General features: G+C 71.8%; 15 protein-coding genes and 1 pseudogene. 11 read left to right on the plus strand and 5 right to left on the minus strand.

Annotated elements, in window-relative coordinates; genetic code table 11:
* Nucleotides 1-6: 6 nt before the first annotated feature.
* From ABD366_RS07040 to ABD366_RS07090, 11 genes are read left to right on the plus strand one after another with little or no spacing between them, the layout of a single operon-like run.
* Complete coding sequence (locus tag ABD366_RS07040) at nt 7-1287, plus strand: glycosyltransferase (protein WP_324771622.1); 1281 nt, start codon at nt 7-9, stop codon at nt 1285-1287.
* Nucleotides 1284-2534 (plus strand): class I SAM-dependent methyltransferase, encoded by a 1251-nt coding sequence (locus ABD366_RS07045; RefSeq protein WP_324771623.1) that lies wholly within the window; start codon nt 1284-1286, stop codon nt 2532-2534. Before ABD366_RS07040 ends, ABD366_RS07045 begins: the two co-directional genes overlap by 4 nt.
* Entirely contained in the window at nt 2531-3325 is a 795-nt protein-coding gene (locus ABD366_RS07050) for a glycosyltransferase family protein (RefSeq protein ID WP_324771624.1), read from the plus strand. The genes ABD366_RS07045 and ABD366_RS07050 overlap by 4 nt, the downstream gene beginning before the upstream one ends.
* A complete protein-coding gene (locus ABD366_RS07055; RefSeq protein ID WP_324771625.1) occupies nt 3322-3984 on the plus strand; it encodes a PIG-L deacetylase family protein in 663 nt (220 codons plus the stop codon). Before ABD366_RS07050 ends, ABD366_RS07055 begins: the two co-directional genes overlap by 4 nt.
* 3 nt (nt 3985-3987) lie before the next feature.
* Nucleotides 3988-5013: an NAD-dependent epimerase/dehydratase family protein gene (locus ABD366_RS07060; protein ID WP_324771626.1), complete on the plus strand. Its 1026-nt coding sequence runs from the start codon at nt 3988-3990 to the stop codon at nt 5011-5013.
* Entirely contained in the window at nt 5001-6284 is a 1284-nt protein-coding gene (locus ABD366_RS07065; RefSeq protein ID WP_324771627.1) for a DUF4910 domain-containing protein, read from the plus strand. The genes ABD366_RS07060 and ABD366_RS07065 overlap by 13 nt, the downstream gene beginning before the upstream one ends.
* Before the next feature lie 4 nt (nt 6285-6288).
* Complete coding sequence (locus ABD366_RS07070) at nt 6289-7587, plus strand: MATE family efflux transporter (protein WP_324771628.1); 1299 nt, start codon at nt 6289-6291, stop codon at nt 7585-7587.
* Nucleotides 7584-8531, plus strand: a complete 948-nt coding sequence (locus ABD366_RS07075) for a glycosyltransferase family 2 protein (RefSeq protein WP_324771629.1) — start codon at nt 7584-7586, stop codon at nt 8529-8531. Before ABD366_RS07070 ends, ABD366_RS07075 begins: the two co-directional genes overlap by 4 nt.
* Complete coding sequence (locus ABD366_RS07080) at nt 8528-9766, plus strand: polysaccharide pyruvyl transferase family protein (RefSeq protein ID WP_324771630.1); 1239 nt, start codon at nt 8528-8530, stop codon at nt 9764-9766. Before ABD366_RS07075 ends, ABD366_RS07080 begins: the two co-directional genes overlap by 4 nt.
* Nucleotides 9763-10314 (plus strand): dTDP-4-dehydrorhamnose 3,5-epimerase, encoded by a 552-nt coding sequence (gene rfbC, locus ABD366_RS07085; protein WP_324771631.1) that lies wholly within the window; start codon nt 9763-9765, stop codon nt 10312-10314. The genes ABD366_RS07080 and rfbC overlap by 4 nt, the downstream gene beginning before the upstream one ends.
* Before the next feature lie 7 nt (nt 10315-10321).
* Nucleotides 10322-11647 (plus strand): glutamate-1-semialdehyde 2,1-aminomutase, encoded by a 1326-nt coding sequence (locus tag ABD366_RS07090; RefSeq protein ID WP_324771632.1) that lies wholly within the window; start codon nt 10322-10324, stop codon nt 11645-11647.
* Between the two features lie 12 nt (nt 11648-11659).
* Here the strand turns inward: ABD366_RS07090 and ABD366_RS07095 are convergent, their stop codons facing one another.
* From ABD366_RS07095 to ABD366_RS07115, 5 genes and pseudogenes are all read right to left on the minus strand, one after another.
* Entirely contained in the window at nt 11660-12397 is a 738-nt protein-coding gene (locus ABD366_RS07095) for a phosphatase PAP2 family protein (RefSeq protein WP_324771633.1), read from the minus strand.
* A gap of 232 nt (nt 12398-12629) precedes the next feature.
* Nucleotides 12630-12956 (minus strand): annotated as a pseudogene (locus tag ABD366_RS07100) (protein kinase family protein); the annotation flags it as partial.
* Nucleotides 12957-13111: 155 nt separating this feature from the next.
* Complete coding sequence (locus tag ABD366_RS07105) at nt 13112-14584, minus strand: APC family permease (protein ID WP_324771634.1); 1473 nt, start codon at nt 14582-14584, stop codon at nt 13112-13114.
* A complete protein-coding gene (locus ABD366_RS07110) occupies nt 14581-16119 on the minus strand; it encodes a GMC family oxidoreductase (RefSeq protein ID WP_324771635.1) in 1539 nt (512 codons plus the stop codon). Before ABD366_RS07110 ends, ABD366_RS07105 begins: the two co-directional genes overlap by 4 nt.
* A gap of 59 nt (nt 16120-16178) precedes the next feature.
* Entirely contained in the window at nt 16179-17645 is a 1467-nt protein-coding gene (locus ABD366_RS07115; RefSeq protein WP_324771636.1) for an aldehyde dehydrogenase family protein, read from the minus strand.
* Nucleotides 17646-17662: the final 17 nt, after the last annotated feature.

Genomic DNA, 17662 nt, shown 5'->3' on the forward strand with positions numbered 1-17662 from the left:
CTGACCATGCATGTCCTCGTGGTGCACAACCGCTACTCCTCGGCGCAGCCGAGCGGGGAGAACAGGGTCGTCGACGAAGAGGTCGAGCTGCTGCGCGCGGCCGGCCACCGGGTCGAGGTGTTCGAGCGGCGCAGCGACGACATCGCCGCGCGGTCCCTGCCCGCCAAGGCGGCGGTGCCGTTGCTCGTGCCGTGGAATCCTGCGGTCCGCTCGCAGCTCGCCGCCCGCCTCCGTGCCGTGCGCCCCGACGTGGTGCACGTCCACAACGTCTTCCCGCTGCTTTCGCCCGCGGTCCTGGCCGCCTGCGCCGACGCGGGGGTGCCCGTCGTCGCCACGCTGCACAACTACACCCAGGTCTGTCCGCCCGGCACGCTGCACCGCGACGGCCGGCCGTGCACCGAGTGCGTCGGTTCGACGTTGTCGCTGCCCGCCGTCCGGCACGGCTGCTACCGCGACTCCCGCCTCGCGACGGTGCCGCTGGCGGTCAGCCTGTCGGTCAACCGGCGGCGGTGGTGGTCGGGCGTGGAGCGGTTCTTCTGCATCTCGGCGGCGCAGCGCGACGTGCTGGTGCGGTCCGGGATGCCGGCCGAGCGGCTGGTGGTGAAGCACAACTTCGTGCCCGATCCGGGCGTCTGCCGCACCGGCGCGGGCGAGCACCTGCTCTATCTCGGCCGGCTCGCGGAGCCCAAGGGCGTACGGCTGCTCATGACCGCGTGGGACGAACTCGCCGCCCGGGGCGGGGTGGGCGTCCCGCTCGTGATCGCGGGAGGGGGGCCGCTGGAGTCCGAGGTGCGGGCCTGGGCGGCGGGCCGCGACGATGTGCGCTTCGTCGGCCTGTACGACCCGGCGCAGTGCAGGGAGGCCGTCTCGCGTTCGGTCGCCGTGGTGGCTCCTTCGATGGCCCGGGAGACGTTCGGTCTGGTGGTCGCGGAGGCGATGGCGGCGGGGGTGCCGTCCGTCGCGGCCGGTCACGGCTCCTTCGTCGAACTCGTCGAGGAGGGGGTCACCGGACTGCTGCACCAGCCGGGCGACGCGGCCTCGCTCGCGTCCTGTCTGCGCCGGATCGCGGCCGATGCGGACCGCAACCAGGAGATGGGCCGGGCCGCCCGGGGCCGCTACGACCGGGACTTCAGCCCGGCCGTCGGTCTGACGCGGCTGGTGGAGGGCTACCGCACCGCGATCGCGGTGCGGTCCGGCGGCGCGGACAGCGCGCCGCCCGCAGGGGGAAAAAGTACAGGCTCGCGGCGGGCTGCCCGCGCGAGCAGAAATGTGGGGGGAACCAGATGACAAGATGCCGACTCTGCGGCTCGGAAGCGATGGCGAGCGTCGTCGACCTGGGGGCGACCCCGCCGTGCGAGAGCTTTCTCGCGGCGGACCAACTGGACCTGGCCGAACCGGCCTACCCGCTGCATCTGCGGGTCTGCACCGACTGCTGGCTCGCGCAGATCCCTCCGCTGATCACGCCGGAGGACACGTTCAGCGAGTACGCGTACTTCTCCTCCTTCTCGACCTCCTGGGTGGAGCACGCGCGCACGTTCGTCGCCGACGCCACGGAGCGGGTGGGGCTCGGCCCGGGCGGCTTCGTCGTCGAGGTCGCGAGCAACGACGGGTATCTGCTCCAGCACGTGGTGGGCCGCGGGATCCGCTGCCTGGGCATCGAGCCGTCGGTGAACGTGGGCGCCGCGGCGCGGGAGGCGGGGGTGCCCACGCTCACGGAGTTCCTGTCCCCGGAGACCGGCGCGGCCGTCCGCACCGAGCACGGCCCGGCCGATCTGGTCGTCGCCAACAACGTGTACGCGCACATTCCTGACGTGGTCGGGTTCACCCAGGGCCTGCGCGCCCTGGTCGCCGACGACGGCTGGGTCTCCATCGAGGTGCAGCACCTGCTGACCCTGATCGAGGAGAACCAGTACGACACGATCTACCACGAGCACTTCCAGTACTACACGGTCGCGTCCGCGATCCGCGCCCTCGCGAGCGGTGGACTCACGCTCGTGGACGTCGAGTTGCTGCCCACGCACGGCGGTTCCATCCGGCTGTGGGCCCGGCCCGCCGAGGTGGCCGGCGAGCCGAGCGAGCAGGTCGCCGACGTGCTCGCCAAGGAGAAGGCTGCCGGACTGCAGGAGCTGTCCGGGTACACCGAGTTCTCCGCCCGGGTGGCCAAGGTGCGCCGGGACCTCCTGAAGTTCCTCATCACCGCGGCCGAGGAAGGTGAAACGGTCGTCGGCTACGGCGCCCCGGGCAAGGGCAACACCCTGCTCAACCACTGCGGCATCCGGCCCGACCTGCTCCCGTACACGGTCGACCGCAACCCCTACAAGCACGGCAGGTACACCCCGGGCACCCGTATCCCGATCCTGTCCCCGGAGCAGATCAGCATCGACCGGCCGGACTACGTGCTGATCCTCCCCTGGAACCTGCGGACCGAGCTCGTCGAGCAGCTGTCCTTCGTGCATGCCTGGGGCGGCCGTCTGGTCTTCCCCATTCCGGAACTGAGCATTGTCGAGTCCGCGTCGCGAGAGGGCACAGCATGAAGGTCGTACTGTTCTGCGGCGGTTACGGGATGCGGATGCGCAGCGGAGCCTCCGACGATGTGCCCAAGCCGATGGCCATGGTCGGTCCGAGGCCGCTGATCTGGCATGTCATGCGCTACTACGCGCACTTCGGGCACAAGGAGTTCATCCTGTGCCTGGGCTACGGCGCCCACCACATCAAGAACTTCTTCCTCAACTACGAGGAGACGACGTCCAACGACTTCGTGCTGCGCGGCGGGCGGACCGAGCTCCTCTCCACCGACATAGCCGACTGGACGATCACGTTCGCGCAGACCGGCATCGAGTCGCCGATCGGGGAGCGGCTGCGCCGGGTGCGCCACCACCTGGACGGCGACGAGATGTTCCTCGCCAACTACGCCGACGTGCTCACCGACGCCCCGCTGGACGAGATGGTCGACCGGTTCGCCGCGCGTGACGCCGGCGCGTCGATGATGGTCGTGCCGCCGCAGTCCTCGTTCCACTGCGTGGAGCTGGGAGAGGACAGCCTGGTGGGCGGCATCACCGCGGTGAGCGACATGCCGCTGTGGGAGAACGGCGGCTACTTCGTGCTCCGCCAGGAGGTCTTCGACCACATCCCCGAGGGCGGGGACCTGGTCGCCGACGGCTGCGCCGGGCTGGCCAAGAGCGGTCGGCTGCTGGCCCATCAGCACCGCGGTTTCTGGAAGCCGACCGACACCGTCAAGGAGCGGGCCGCGCTCGACGACGCCTACACCCGGGGCGACCGCCCGTGGGCCGTGTGGGAGCGGGACGACGCCGGGGTGAGAGCGTGATCCGGCTCGGGGCCGGACCCCTGGAGAGGATCGTCGCGGTCGGCGCGCACTGCGACGACGTCGCCATCGGCGCGGGCGGCACGCTGCTGACGCTCTGTCAGGCGCATCCGGGCCTCCGCGTCGACGTGCTGGTGCTCACCGGCGGCGGCAGCGAGCGGGAGCAGGAGGAGCAGGCCGCGCTCGCCGCGTTCTGCCCGGGCGCCGATCTGCGCCTGACCGTGCTCAAGCTGGCGGACGGGCGGCTGCCCGCGCAGTGGGAGGAGGCCAAGGCCGCCGTCGAGGAGCTGCGCGAGCGGACCGAGCCCGATCTCGTCCTCGCTCCGCGCACCGACGACGCGCACCAGGACCACCGCGGCCTGGCGCAGCTGATGACGACCGCCTTCCGCGACCACCTCGTACTCGGCTACGAGATCGTCAAATGGGACGGCGATCTCGGCCGGATGGCGGCCTACCAGCCGCTGTCGCCCAAGACCGCCGAGCAGAAGGTGACGCTGCTCCAGGAGCACTACGCCTCGCAGCGCCACCGTCCCTGGTACGACCGCGAGGCCTTCCTCGGCCTCGCCCGCATCCGCGGCATCGAATGCCACGCCCGCTACGCCGAGGCGTTCGCCGTCGCCAAACTCACGCTCGATCTCGGCACTTTCGACATGGGGGAATGAACCTTGCGCGTACTGCTCACCGGGCACCAGGGCTACCTGGGCACCGTCATGGCCCCGGTACTCACAGCCGCCGGACACGAGGTCGTCGGCCTCGACGCCGGCCTGTTCGCCGACTGCGTCCTCGGCCCGCCGCCCGCGGACCCCTCGGGGCACCGGGTGGACCTGCGCGACGTCACGGCCGAACACGTGGCGGGGGTGGACGCCGTGATCCACCTGGCCGCGCTCTCCAACGACCCGCTGGGATCGCTGGCGCCCGAGCTCACCTACGACATCAACCACCACGCGTCCGTACGACTCGCCAAGCTTGCCCGAGAGGCAGGCGTGCGGCGCTTCCTGTACGCGTCGACATGCTCGGTCTACGGCGCCGCCGGCGGTGACGACCTGGTCGCCGAGGACGCCCCGCTGCGCCCCGTGACGCCGTACGCGGAGTCCAAGGTGCGCGTGGAGGACGATCTGCACGCACTGGCCGACGACGACTTCAGCCCGGTGTACATGCGCAACGCCACCGCGTTCGGCTACTCCCCCAGGCTGCGCGCCGACATCGTGCTGAACAACCTGGTGGGCCACGCGCTGCTCTCCGGCGAGGTGCTCGTGCTCTCCGACGGCACACCCTGGCGTCCGCTGGTGCACGCCGCCGACATCGCCCAGGCCTTCGCAGCCGCGCTGACCGCGCCGCGCGACGCGGTGCACGACCGGGCGTTCAACATCGGCAGCGAGTTCAACAACGTCACGGTCGCCGAGATCGCCGGGCAGGTCGCCGAGGCGGTGTCCGGCTCGAAGGTGAACATCACCGGGGAGAACGGTGCCGATCCGCGCTCCTACCGGGTGGACTTCTCCCGGTTCCGCGCCGCGATCCCCGGCTTCGACTGCGAGTGGACGGTGAAGCGGGGCGCACTCGAACTCGCCGACGCCTACCGGCAGTTCGGCCTCACGCGGGAGACCTTCGAGCGGCGCTTCACCCGCCTCGCCGTCCTGCGTTCGGCGTCCGAGGCGGGCACCGTCGACTCCACCCTGCGGTGGCGCCGGTGACCACGGTCGGCGAGGAGATGCACACTCTGGTGGAGCGGCTGTACCCGCTCTGCCGGAGCATCACGGGGGACGGGGTGCGCGCCACCCTGGACATCGTCGGCGAGCACCTTCCGCTCCAGGTGCACGAGGTGCCCACCGGGACGCAGGTGCTCGACTGGACGGTGCCGCAGGAGTGGAACATCCGGGACGCGTACGTCGCCGACAGCGCGGGCAACCGCGTCGTCGACTTCGCCGCGTCCAGCCTGCACGTGCTCGGCTACAGCGTGCCGGTGTCGGCGACCATGCCGCTGTCGGAGCTGCGCGCACACCTGCACACGCTGCCGGAGCAGCCGTCCCTGGTGCCGTACCGCACCAGTTACTACCAGCCGCAATGGGGCTTCTGCCTGGCGCAGAAGACCCTGGACGCGCTGCCGGACGGCGAGTACGAGGTGCGCATCGACTCCACTCTGGAGGACGGCCACCTCACCTACGCGGAGCATGTGGTCCCCGGGCAGGTCGCCGACGAGGTGATCGTCTCCTGCCACACCTGCCACCCGTCGCTGGCCAACGACAATCTGGCGGGTATCGCGGTGGCGACGTTCCTGGCCAAGGAGTTGGCCGAGCGGACGCCGTACTACACCTACCGGTTCATCTTCGCGCCCGGCACCATCGGCGCGATCACCTGGCTGGCCCGCAACAAGGAGCGGGTGGAGAAGGTGAAGCACGGCGTCGTGCTGGCCTGCGCCGGTGACTCGGGCCAGGTGACGTACAAGCAGAGCAGGCGGGGGGCCGCGGAGATCGACCGGGTGATGCGGCACGTGCTGGCCGCCTCCGAACGTCCGCACCGGGTAGCCGAGTTCACTCCGTACGGCTACGACGAGCGCCAGTACTGTTCACCCGGGTTCGACCTCGGCGTGGGCTCGCTCACCCGGACCCCGTACGCGGGCTATCCCGAGTACCACACCTCGGCGGACGACCTGGACTTCGTCTCCCCCGAGGCCATGGCGGACACCCTCGCGGTCTGCCGTGAGGCGTTCGCCGTGCTCGACCGCAACCGGAGCTATCTCAACCTCAGCCCCTACGGCGAACCACAGTTGGGACGGCGGGGGTTGTACGAGTCCCTCGGCGGCCGCAGCGACGCGAAGCAGGCCCAGATGGCCATGTTGTGGGTGCTGAACCTCTCCGACGGGGAGCACAGCCTCCTCGACGTCGCCGAGCGGTCCGGGCTGCCGTTCGAGACCGTCGCCGTCGCGGCCGACGCCCTGCACGGTGCCGGGCTGATCAAGGAGTGACCCGATGACCACCGAGGGGGAGAACCCGACGACCACCGCGCGGCCCGCCGGGTCCGCGCGGCGGGCCGTCGCGGGCCGGCTGTCCTGGGGCCTGGCCGACCAGGCGGCCTCCAGCATCTCCAACTTCGTGGTGGGGATCTACGTGGCCCGCTCGCTGGGTCTTGCCGCGTTCGGTGTCTTCAGCCTGGCCTGGGTGACATACGGCGTGGTGCTCAACGTCTCCCGCGGGGTGGCCACCGACCCGCTCGTGGTCCGCTTCAGCGGGGTGCCGACCGCCTCCTGGCGTGCGGCGGCGGCCCGTTCGTCGGGGACCGCGCTGTGCGTCGGGGGCGCCCTCGGCGCGGTGTCCCTGCTGCTCGGGCTCGCGGTCGGCGGCCAGGTGGGGACCGCGTTCGCCTGCCTCGGCGTCGTCCTGCCGGGCCTGCTCCTCCAGGACGCGTGGCGGTTCGTGTTCTTCGCCGCCGGGGCCGGGCGGAAGGCGTTCGTCAACGACCTCGTGTGGGGCGTCGCGCTCGTCCCGGCCATGGTGGTGGCGGCCCGTGTGGGCAGTGTGGCCGCGTTCGTGCTGGCCTGGGGCGCGTCCGCCGCGGTGGCCGCCGTGTACGGCTGCTTCCAATCCGGCATCCGGCCCCAGGTGACCGGTGCGCGCGAATGGCTGGGCACCCACCGCGACCTCGCTTACCGGTACTTGGTCGAGAACGTCACCAACAGCGGCGCGAGCCAGCTGCGGGCGTACGGGCTCGGCGCGATCGTCGGGGTCAGCGCGGTGGGCGTGGTCCGGGGCGCCGAACTCCTGCTCGGCCCGTTCATGGCCGTGCTGATGGGGCTCTCGCTGGTCACCGTCGCGGAGGCGGCGCGGGTGCTGCGGCGGGCCCCGCACCGCCTCGGCGGCTTCTGTCTCCTGCTCGGCGGTGGGCAGGCCGTGGCCGCGCTGCTCTGGGGCGGGGCGCTGCTCCTTCTCCCGGACCGAGCGGGCGAGCTCGTCCTCGGCGGCGTCTGGAGCTCCGCCTCCGAGCTCATCGTGCCGGTCACGCTCGGCGTCGCGGGCGCCGGCCTCGGCACCGGCGCGGCGGCCGGCCTGCGCGCGCTCGGCGCGGCCCCGCGCAGCCTGCGCAGCCAGCTGATCGCCTCGGTCTGCTACGTCACCGGCGGACTCGGCGGCGCGGCCGTGGCCGGCACGGTCGGCTCGGCCTGGGGCGTCGCCGCCGCGACTCTCACCGGCTCGGCCGTGTGGTGGCTGTACCTGCGGTCCGCCCTGCGCGAGCGCCACCAGAACCCCCTTTCCGAAGTGAGGACGTCATGACCGCCCATCCCCGGCTGAGCATCGGCCTGCCCGTCTACAACGGCGAGGAGTATCTCGCCGAGTCCCTCGACGCTCTGCTCGGCCAGACCTACGAGGACTTCGAGCTGGTCATCTCCGACAACGCCTCGACCGACGCGACGCAGGACATCTGCCGCAAGTACGCCGAGCAGGACGCACGCATCCGCTATCTGCGGCTGCCCCGGAACATCGGCGCCGCGCCGAACCACAACTACGTGTTCACCCAGTGCCACGGCGAACTGTTCAAGTGGGCCTCGCACGACGACCTGTACGCCCGGGACCTGCTGCGGCGCTGCGTCGAGGCGCTGGACGAACGCCCCGACGTGATCCTCGCCCACGCCGACCAGGCGGTCATCGACGGCGACGGACAGGTGAAGGTCCCCTACGAGTACACGCTGGCCACCGACTCCCCGCGCGCGCCCGAGCGTTTCCGCAGCATGCTCTTCGAGCCCGGCGGCGACGACTTCTACGGAGTGATGCGGGCCGACGTGCTGCGCCGGGTCAAGCCGCACGACAGCTACCATCACGCGGACCGCACGTTCGTCGCCGAGATCGGGTTGCACGGGCCCTTCCACCAGGTGCCGGAGCTGCTGTACTTCCGCCGCGACCACCCCACCCGCGCGGAGCGGGCGAACCCCTCCAAGCGCTCCCGGTGCGTCAATCTGGACCCGCGCCGGGCGGGCGCGCTGCACCCCACGCCCCGGCTGCTCGCCGAGTACGTCCTCGGCTTCGTCTCCGCGATCCGGCGTGCGCCGTTGTCCGCCGCCGACCGGCGTGCCTGCTACCGCCACCTGGCCGCCTGGATGACCAGCCGGGCCCGGCCCGGTACCGGCGAGCGGGTCGAGGACCGCGCCCCGGTCGACCCGGCCAGGCTCACTGTCTCCGTCGACGACCTGGTCGCCGGACGCGAGGGAAGGCAGACATGACCTCTGTGAACGAAACCCCGGTGCGCGTCGGGGTGTTCGGCCTGCTCGGCTCCGGCAACCTCGGCAACGACGGCTCGCTGGAGGCCGTGCTCGGCTACCTGCGCGCCGAGCATCCCGATGCGGTCGTGGACGCGCTGTGCGGCGGACCCGAGGCGGTGAAGGCCCGGTACGGGATTCCCGCGACGCGGCTGCACTGGTACCGCGGCGAGTACCGGACCGCGTCGCGTGCGGGCGCGGTCGCGGGCAAGGGCCTCGGCAAACTCGTCGACGCCTTCCGCACCGCCTCCTGGGTACGCCGGCACGACGTGGTGATCGTGCCGGGCATGGGCGTCCTGGAGGCCACGCTGCCGCTGCGGCCGTGGGGCTTCCCGTACGCGCTGTTCCTGCTCTGCGCGAGCGGCCGGCTGTTCGGCACCAAGGTTGCCCTGGTCAGTGTCGGCGCCGCCGCGATCGGCAACCGGTCGACCCGGGCGCTGGTCCGCCGGTCGGCGCGGCTGGCCGCCTATCGGTCGTACCGGGACACCCTGTCCCGCGACGCGATGCGGGCGATGGGTGTCGACACCGCGCGCGACGAGGTCTATCCCGACCTGGCCTTCGCCCTGCCGACGCCGCCGCCGAGCGGGCCCACGGACGCGCCGGGCCCGGTCTGTGTCGGTGTCATGGCCTTCCACGGCGGCGACGACGACCGCGCCCGTGCCGAGGAGATCCACCGGCGTTATCTCGACGGGGTGACCCGTTTCGTCCGCGCGCTGGTCGAGGACGGCAGGCCGGTGCGCCTCCTCACCGGCGACGGGGTCGACGTACCGGTGGTCACCGCGATCATCGACGCGGTGGACTCCCCTCTGGTCACCGCCGCGCAGGCTTCCTCGCTCGCCGACCTGATGCGGGAGACGGCGGCGGCCGACGCCGTGGTGGCGACCCGCTACCACAACCTGGTCTGCGCGCTGAAAGCCGGCACACCGACGCTCGCCCTCAGCTACGCGGCCAAGAGCGACGCGCTCATGGCCCGGATGGGGCTCGACGCGTACTGCCATCCGGCGCGCGAGGTCGACGCCGACCGACTGCTCGAACAGTTCCGCGCGCTGGAGAAGCGCTCGGCGGAGCTGCGGCAGACCCTCGTCGAGCGGAATCAGCTCGCCACCCACCAACTCGCGGGCCAGTTCGCCGCGTTGACCTCGGCCCTGTTCCCCGCACGCACCACCAGCCACGCCCACGATCTGCGGGAGACCCGATGAAAGCGACCGAAGTCCCGGCGATCGCCGGCGCGTACCTGTTCGAGCCGACGCCGTACGCCGACGAGCGCGGCTTCTTCTGCCGCACCTTCGACGCCGATGTGGTCCGCTCGGTGGGCCTGGACCCGGACACCTTCATCCAGGACAGCCTGTCGCGCTCGGCCCGGGGTGTGCTGCGCGGGATGCATCTGCGCTCCGGAGCCGGCGAGGCCAAGCTCGTGCGGTGCTCGTACGGGAAGGTCTTCGACGTCGTCGTGGACCTGCGCCCGGACTCGCCGACCTACCGCAACTGGGTGTCCTTCGAGTTGTCGGGCGAGACGCAGGTGACCCTGTACATCCCGGCGGGCTGCGCGCACGGCTTCCAGGCGCTGACCGAGACCGCCGACACCTCGTACCGGATCGACCGGCCGCACGATCCGGCCGAGGACGTGACGATTCGCTACGACGACCCGGAGCTCGCCATTCCGTGGCCGCTGCCGGTCACCTCGATGTCCGAGCGGGACCGGGAGGCGCCGAGCCTCGCCGAGGCACTGAAGCAGAAAGAGAGCTGACGTCATCGTGGACACCGAAGAGTTCCGCCTCCCCCGGTCGCGGCAGGCGAACGAGCGGCTGCACGCCCTGATCCCCGGCGGCGCGCACACCTACGCCAAGGGCGACGACCAGTACCCCGAGGACCTGGCCCCGGTCATCAGCCACGGCCGCGGCGCCCATGTGTGGGACGTCGACGGCAACCGCTACATCGAGTACGGCTCCGGTCTGCGCTCGGTCAGCCTCGGCCACGCCCATCCGCGCGTGCTGGAGGCGGTGCGGCGGGAGCTGGACCGCGGCAGCAACTTCGTCCGCCCGTCGATCATGGAGGTCGAGGCGGCGGAACGCTTCCTGGACACCGTGCCGACCGCGGAGATGGTGAAGTTCGCGAAGAACGGCTCGGACGTCACGACGGCTGCGGTGCGGCTGGCCCGTGCCGTCACCGGGCGCCCGCGGGTGGCCCTCTGCGGCGACCATCCGTTCTTCTCCACCGACGACTGGTTCATCGGCACCACGCCGATGTCCGCCGGCATTCCGGCGGCCACCACCGAGCTGACCGTGGCGTTCCCGTACGGGGATCTGGCCGCTACGGAGGAGCTGCTCACCCGGTACCAGGACGAGGTCGCCTGCCTGATCCTCGAACCCGCCGCCCACACCGAGCCGCCGCCCGGGTACCTCGCCGGGCTGCGCGAGCTGGCCGACCGGCACGGCTGCCTCCTGGTCTTCGACGAGATGATCACCGGTCTGCGCTGGTCCGAGGCGGGCGCGCAGGGCCTGTACGGCGTCGTCCCCGACCTCTCCACGTTCGGCAAGGCGCTGGGCAACGGGTTCGCCGTCTCCGCCCTTGCCGGGCGCCGCGAACTGATGGAGTGGGGCGGCCTCCGCCACTGCGGTGACCGCGTGTTCCTGCTCTCCACCACGCACGGCGCGGAGACGCACTCCCTGGCGGCGGCGATGGCCGTGCAGACCACGTACGTGGAGGAGGGCATCACGGCGCAACTGCACGCGCTCGGCGAGCGGTTGGCCGCCGGTGTCCGCTCTGTCGCGGCCGGCATGGATGTCGGCGAGCATCTCGTCGTCCGGGGCCGCGCCAGCAATCTGGTCTTCGCCACCCTCGACGAGAACGGGCGGCCGTCGCAGGAGTACCGCACCCTGTTCCTGCGCCAACTCCTCGCGGGCGGGGTGCTCGCCCCGTCGTTCGTCGTGAGCAGCGCGCTCGACGACGCCGACATCGACCGCACCGTCGAGGTGGTGGCCCAGGCCTGCGCGGTGTACCGGAAGGCCCTGGACGCCGCCGATCCCACCCCCTGGCTGGGCGGACGGCCGGTGAAGCCGGTGTTCCGCCGCCAGGCATGACATGACGGGACGTCAGTAGCCCGGCCGACGACCGGAGTTGTGCAGGCGATCGGCCGTCCGGTCGATCAGCCATCCGGTCGCCGGCACCAGCGCCAGCGCCGTGCACCAGCCGCCGAGGGCATCGGTCGGGTAGTGCGCGCTGAGAGCGACCTGCGCCCAGCCCATGGCCACCCCGGCGATCAGCGCCGCGGCGAGTACGAGTGAGGTACCGGCGGCCCTGCCGAAGCCGGGCCGGCCGGTCACGAGCAGCGCGACCGTGAGGGCGAACGCGGTGAGGAAGGCGGTGTGCCCGCTCGGGTAGGACAGGTTGTCGGCGCCGTGGATGGTGCGTCCCACCAGGGACTTGATCAGCGTCGCCGCCACCACGGCGGCGCCGGGCCCGGCGACGACGAACACCGCCGCGCGCGGACGTCGTAGCGACAAGCAGACCGCCACGGCGGCAACGACCAGTAATGCCGCTCCTGCGGGCTCTCCCAGGAAGTCGATGGCCAGAGCGACGTGCCGCCACGGCGGCCGCACGCTGTCCTCCGTCGGCAGGACGAACCACCTGTCCACCGTGCCGGACTCGCTGTGGCCGGCGTACATGACCCCGACCACGGCGACGACCAGCGCGGCGAGGGCCGCGATCACCGCGAGGTGCGCGCGCAGTGGCGGCGGCAGCACCGAAGGCCCCGGCCGGCCGACCCTCCGTGACTCCGGGCCCTGTTGAGGACTGACCGGCCGGCTCTCGGTGACCTTCTTGTCCGCCATGTGCCTAGTCGTTCCTGTCGTAGGTGAGGCGTTCGACCCGGCCGGGCTTGAAGTCGTTCGGGACCTCTTTGCCGTTGACGACGATCCGGTACATCAGCCCCATGGGCGTGCCGGTAGCGCGGGCGGTCGAGTCCACCCGGCTGACCGCCCCCGGGGCGGCTTTCGGCACCCCCGGATATCTGGCGCCCGAGCAGGCCCAGGGCGGCGAGGTCGACGGCGCCCGATACCCCGCGTCCATGGGTCCTTGACGCTCGATCAGTTCGGCGAGCGCGGGCCCGGGGATGTACGCCGTGGCGAGCCAGGGCGCCTCCGCGTCGGGATCGGCGTCCACGACCGGCGCCGTATGGAAGCCGCCGACCTTGCGGGCGGCCTCGACCTCCGCGCGGAACCGTGCGCGGAAGTGCGGGTCGGCCGCCGGCTCGGGCCGGGCCACCTTGAGCGCCACCGCCCGGCCACCCCGCGACCGGGCGAGGTAGACCGTCCCCATGCCGCCCGCGCCCAGCACGCGCTCGACGGTGTACCCACCTGTCCGCGGCGGCAGATCCGCACCGTTCACCATCGCCTGCACGACTCCCCCTGCGCGCGGTCCCCCGGCACACGACGCCGTCCGGTGCACCCCGGCCGATCCCCGTCCCGCCCGTCCGCTCAGCAGTGTAGACAACAGCATCCCCCGCCGGCTCCGGGAAGCCGGGCCGCCGCGGTCACCTCACGGTTCTACTGGTCGGGCACCGCACTGTCCGCGGGGGCGTCGCCGCGTCCGTAATGGTGGGTGCCGAACATGTACAGGAGTCCTACGGCGACCACGACGCCGCCGCTGAGCAGGACGATCCAGTTGTCGAACCAGGCGGCCTCCGGGGTGCGGGGCCAGGCGATGTTGACGATGGCGAAGATCCCGTAGGCCAGTGCTCCGGCGTTGACCAGCAGGCCCCAGCGGCCGAGCCGGTACTCGCCGCTCGGCTTCCAGCCCTTGAGGCGGGCCCGCAGCGCCGCCAGGACGACCATCTGGAAGGCGGCGTAGATGCCGAGGATCGCGAAGGACACGATCTTGGTCAGGGCGTCCGTCGAGATCAGCGAGCCGAAGGCGATCAGCACCGGGACGACCGCGGCGACCAGCAGCGCGTACTGGGGCACCGCCCTGGACGGCGAGAACTTCCGCAGCAGCCGGTGCCCGATGATCATTTCGTCGCGGGCGTACGAGTAGATCAGCCGGCCGGCGGCGGCCTGCAGGCTGATCGTGCAGGACAGGAAGGAGATGAGGACGACGGCCATGACGATGCGGGCGCCGGCCTCGCCCAGCGCGTCGAAGAGGATCCTGACGACCGGGTCGGGGTCCTTGCCGGAGATCACGGCCTGGTAGTCGGTGACGGCGAGGAGCAGCGTGAGGCAGGTGAAGGTGGCCGCCGCCCCGCCGACGTAGATGGTGCGGCGCATCGCTTTGGGGATGACCGTGCCGGGGTGCTTGACCTCCTCGGCGACGTCGCCGCAGGCCTCGAAGCCGTAGTACTGGTAGAAGCCGATGATGGCCGCGCCGAGGAAGACGGGCAGGTAGGAGCCGTCGCCGGAGGTGCCGAAGTCGTCGAAGAGGACACCGAGGCCGTGGTAGCGGTGCGTGACCAGCAGGATGATGCCGACGACGAGGGCGCCGATCAGTTCCGCGCCGAATCCGATCAGCGCCGCCCACGAAAGGGCCTTCGTACCGGCGTAGTTGATGAGCACGGCGATGACGATGAGCGCGATCGTGCACAGCACGGTGGTGTGCACGGTGGGGCGGAACCCGAGCAGCATGGCGATGTAGGGTCCGGCGCCGTACGCGACGCTGGTGATGGTCACGAGCAGCGCCCACATGTAGACCCAGCCGGTCATCCACGCCCAGCGTTTGCCCCACAGGCGTCGCGCCCACGGGTAGACGCCGCCGGCGACCGGGTACTGCGCGACGACCTCGCCGAAGACCAGGGCGACGAGGAACTGTCCGCAGCCCGCCATGACGAAGGCCCAGATCATCGGCGGGCCACCGTCGGCGAGCGCGGTGCCGAAGAGGGTGTAGGTGCTGACGACCGGCGAGAGGTAGGTGAAGCCGAGGGCGAAGTTGGCCCAGGGGCCCATGTCCTTGCGGAACTCGGACGTGGCTTCGCCGTCGGCGCCGTTGCCCGCGTCCGCGGTGCCGTCGGGTGTCACGGGAACGGTCATCGGCCGGACCCCGGGCTGATCAGGTCCGCGGCGCGTTCGGCGGCGAGCAGCACGGTGACCATGGGGTTGATGGTCGGCATGGTCGGGAAGACCGACGCGTCCACGATGCGCAGGCCGTCGTGTCCGCGCAGCCGCAGCTGCGGGTCGACGACCGCCATCGGGTCGTCCTCGGCGCCCATCTTGCAGGTGCCCGCCGGGTGGTAGACGGTGTGGGCGGCGCGGCGCCCGTACTCGGACAGGTCGGCGTCCGAGGTCACGTCCGGGCCGGGGGCGACCTCGCGCAGCAGCCAGTCGTTCAGCGGTGCGGTCGCCGCCACCTCGCGGGCGATGCGCAGGCCGTCGACGATCGTGCGCTCGTCGTGGCCCTCCGGGTCGGTGAAGTAGCGGAAGTCCAGGGCCGGTTTGACCGCCGGGTCCGCGCTGCGCAGCCACATGCGTCCGACGGAGCGGGCGCGCGGCACGTTCGGGGTCATGCAGACGCCGTGCTCGGGGACGGGGTAGCCGAGCCGCTCCGTATTGACCGTGAACGGCACTTGGTAGAAGTGGAACATAAGGTCCGGGCGCGGGCCGCCCGCGCTGTCGCGGCGCAGGAAGAGGCCGGCGTCGGAGTCCATCGCCGAGTTGGGCGGCAGCGGGCCGCGGGTCTCCCACACCATCACCGATTCGGGGTGGTCGAGGAGGTTCTCGCCGACGCCGGGCAGGTCCGCGCGGACCTCGATGCCCAGGTCGCGCAGGTGGCCGGCGGGTCCGATGCCGGAGAGCATGAGCAGGCGCGGCGTGTCGATCGCGCCCGCGCACAGCAGCACCTCCGCGTCGGCCTCCAGTGTCGAGTGGGAGCCGTCGGGGTTGCGGACCTGGATGCGGGTGAAGCGGCCCTCGCTGTCGGGCAACAGGCGGTGGGCCCAGGTCTCCAGACGCAGCGTCAGGTTCGGCCGGTCGAGGACGGGATGCAGATACGCGACCGAGGCGGAGGAGCGGTTGTTCGTCTCCGGGTCGTAGGCGAGGGAGAAGAAGCCGGCGCCGTCGGTGAAGGGACGGGCGTTGAAGTCCTCGACGACGGGGACGCCGAGCCGGCCGGCGGCGGCCGTGACGAAGTCCTGGGCGATGGCGTTCCGGTCGGCGGCGCCGACGGGCACGATCGTGTTCCGCAGCCGCGTCCGGTAGGGCAGGATCGTCTCCGGTCCCCAGCCGGCGCAGCCCGCCTGCACCCACTCGTCGAGGTCCTGCGGGAACGGCAGGAAGCTGATCAGCGTGTTGTGCGAGGAGCAGCCGCCGAGCACGCGGGCCCGGGAGTGCAGGATGTGCGAGTTGCCGCGCGGCTGCTCCTCGGTGGTGTAGCCGTAGTCGAACTGGGAGCCGAGCAGGTTGATCCAGTTGCGGAGCTTGAGGATGCGGTCGTCGCCGACATCGCTGGGGCCGCCCTCCACCACGCACACCCGGCAGGCCGGGTCCTCGCTCAGCCGCGCCGCCAATACGCACCCGGCCGTACCGCCGCCGATGATCACGTAGTCGTAGGTCGTCGTCTCGTCGTCCATGCCTCGCCCGTTCTCTTGCCGTGCCTGCCCGCTCGGGCCGTATCCGCTCACGACGTGTGTCAGCCCTTGAACCAGCCGGAGGGGGCCGGGTTCAGGTTCTGGTAGATGTGCTTGGCCTCCTGGTACTCGCGCAGGCCGGTGGGTCCGAGTTCGCGGCCGAAGCCGGAGCGGCCGAAACCGCCCCATTCGGCCTGGGGCACGTAGGGGTGGAAGTCGTTGATCCAGACCGTGCCGTGCCGCAGTTTGGCGGCGACGCGCTGGGCGCGGCTCGCGTCGTTCGTCCAGATGCCGCCCGCCAGTCCGTAGCGGGTGTCGTTGGCCAGCTCCACCGCCTCGTCCTCGTCGCGGAACCGCTCGACGGTGACGACCGGGCCGAACACCTCTTCCCGCACGATGCGCATGGAGCGGTCGCAGTCGGCGTAGACGGTCGGCAGCAGGAAGAAGCCGCGGGAGAGCTCGGGTGCGTCGGGCCGGGCGCCGCCGCAGACCAGGCGGGCACCCTCGTCGCGGGCGACCTCCAGGTACGCCTCGACCTTCGCCCGGTGCTCGGCCGAGCTGAGGGGGCCGCTCTCGGTCGCCGGGTCCAGGCCGTTGCCGAGCCGGATGGTCCGCGCGCGGGCGGCCAGTCTCTCCACGAAGGCGTCGTGCAGGGAGTCCTCGACGAGGAGCCGGGAGCCGGCCGAGCACACCTGCCCCGAGTGCAGGAAGGAGGCTTCGAGGGTGTGGTCGACAGCGGCGTCGAAGTCGCAGTCGGCGAAGACGACGTTGGGGTTCTTGCCGCCCAGTTCGAGCGCCAGGTTCTTCACCCCCGGGGCGCAGGCCTCCATGATCCGCCGGCCGGTGGCCAGTCCGCCGGTGAAGGAGACCAGGTCGACGTCGGGGTGCGCCGACATCGCCGCGCCGACGGTGGCGCCCGGGCCGAGCACGAGGTTCGCGACGCCGGCGGGCGCTCCCGCCTCGGCGATCAGCCGCATCATGTGGATCGTGGAGAGCGGTGTCGTCTCACTGGGCTTCAGGACGAAGGTGTTGCCCGCGGCGAGCGCCGGGGCGATCTTCCAGGAGGCCTGGAGCAGCGGGTAGTTCCAGGGGGCGATGAGCGCGCAGACGCCGACGGGGTGGTACGTGACGCGGCTCAGCACGTCGGGGCCGACGTCCACGACCCGGCCGCCGTCCTTGTCGGCGATCTCGGCGAAGTAGCGGAAGGCGTTCGAGACGTCCTCGATGTCGATGCGGGCCTCGGCGAGCGTCTTGCCGGTGTCGAGGCTCTCGACGCGGGCCATCTCCTCCTGGTCGCGCAGGAGAAGACGCGCGACCGCGTGCAGCACGTCAGCGCGTTCGCGGGTGGGCGCCCCCGACCAGCCGCCGCGGTCGAAGGCCCGGCGCGCGGCGGCCACGGCGAGGTCGACGTCGGCCGCGTCCGCGTCGTCGACCTGCTGGATGACGGAGGCGTCGAACGGGTTGACCACGTCCCGCCGCGCTCCCTGGACGGCACCGGTCCACTCCCCGTCGACGAACAGTTCCGGCATCGTGGTCTCCCTCGCTC

It is taken from the genome of Streptomyces kunmingensis, assembly GCF_039533535.1.
Lineage (GTDB): Bacteria > Actinomycetota > Actinomycetes > Streptomycetales > Streptomycetaceae > Streptomyces > Streptomyces kunmingensis.

Coding starts and splice junctions, on each gene's coding strand:
- ABD366_RS07040 (WP_324771622.1), top strand. CDS start 7: ATGCATGTCCTCGTGGTGCACAACCGCTACTCCTCGGCGCAGCCGAGC.
- rfbC (WP_324771631.1), top strand. CDS start 9,763: ATGAAAGCGACCGAAGTCCCGGCGATCGCCGGCGCGTACCTGTTCGAG.
- ABD366_RS07080 (WP_324771630.1), top strand. CDS start 8,528: ATGACCTCTGTGAACGAAACCCCGGTGCGCGTCGGGGTGTTCGGCCTG.
- ABD366_RS07075 (WP_324771629.1), top strand. CDS start 7,584: ATGACCGCCCATCCCCGGCTGAGCATCGGCCTGCCCGTCTACAACGGC.
- ABD366_RS07115 (WP_324771636.1), bottom strand. CDS start 17,645: ATGCCGGAACTGTTCGTCGACGGGGAGTGGACCGGTGCCGTCCAGGGA.
- ABD366_RS07110 (WP_324771635.1), bottom strand. CDS start 16,119: ATGGACGACGAGACGACGACCTACGACTACGTGATCATCGGCGGCGGT.
- ABD366_RS07095 (WP_324771633.1), bottom strand. CDS start 12,397: ATGGCGGACAAGAAGGTCACCGAGAGCCGGCCGGTCAGTCCTCAACAG.
- ABD366_RS07105 (WP_324771634.1), bottom strand. CDS start 14,584: ATGACCGTTCCCGTGACACCCGACGGCACCGCGGACGCGGGCAACGGC.
- ABD366_RS07050 (WP_324771624.1), top strand. CDS start 2,531: ATGAAGGTCGTACTGTTCTGCGGCGGTTACGGGATGCGGATGCGCAGC.
- ABD366_RS07070 (WP_324771628.1), top strand. CDS start 6,289: ATGACCACCGAGGGGGAGAACCCGACGACCACCGCGCGGCCCGCCGGG.
- ABD366_RS07045 (WP_324771623.1), top strand. CDS start 1,284: ATGACAAGATGCCGACTCTGCGGCTCGGAAGCGATGGCGAGCGTCGTC.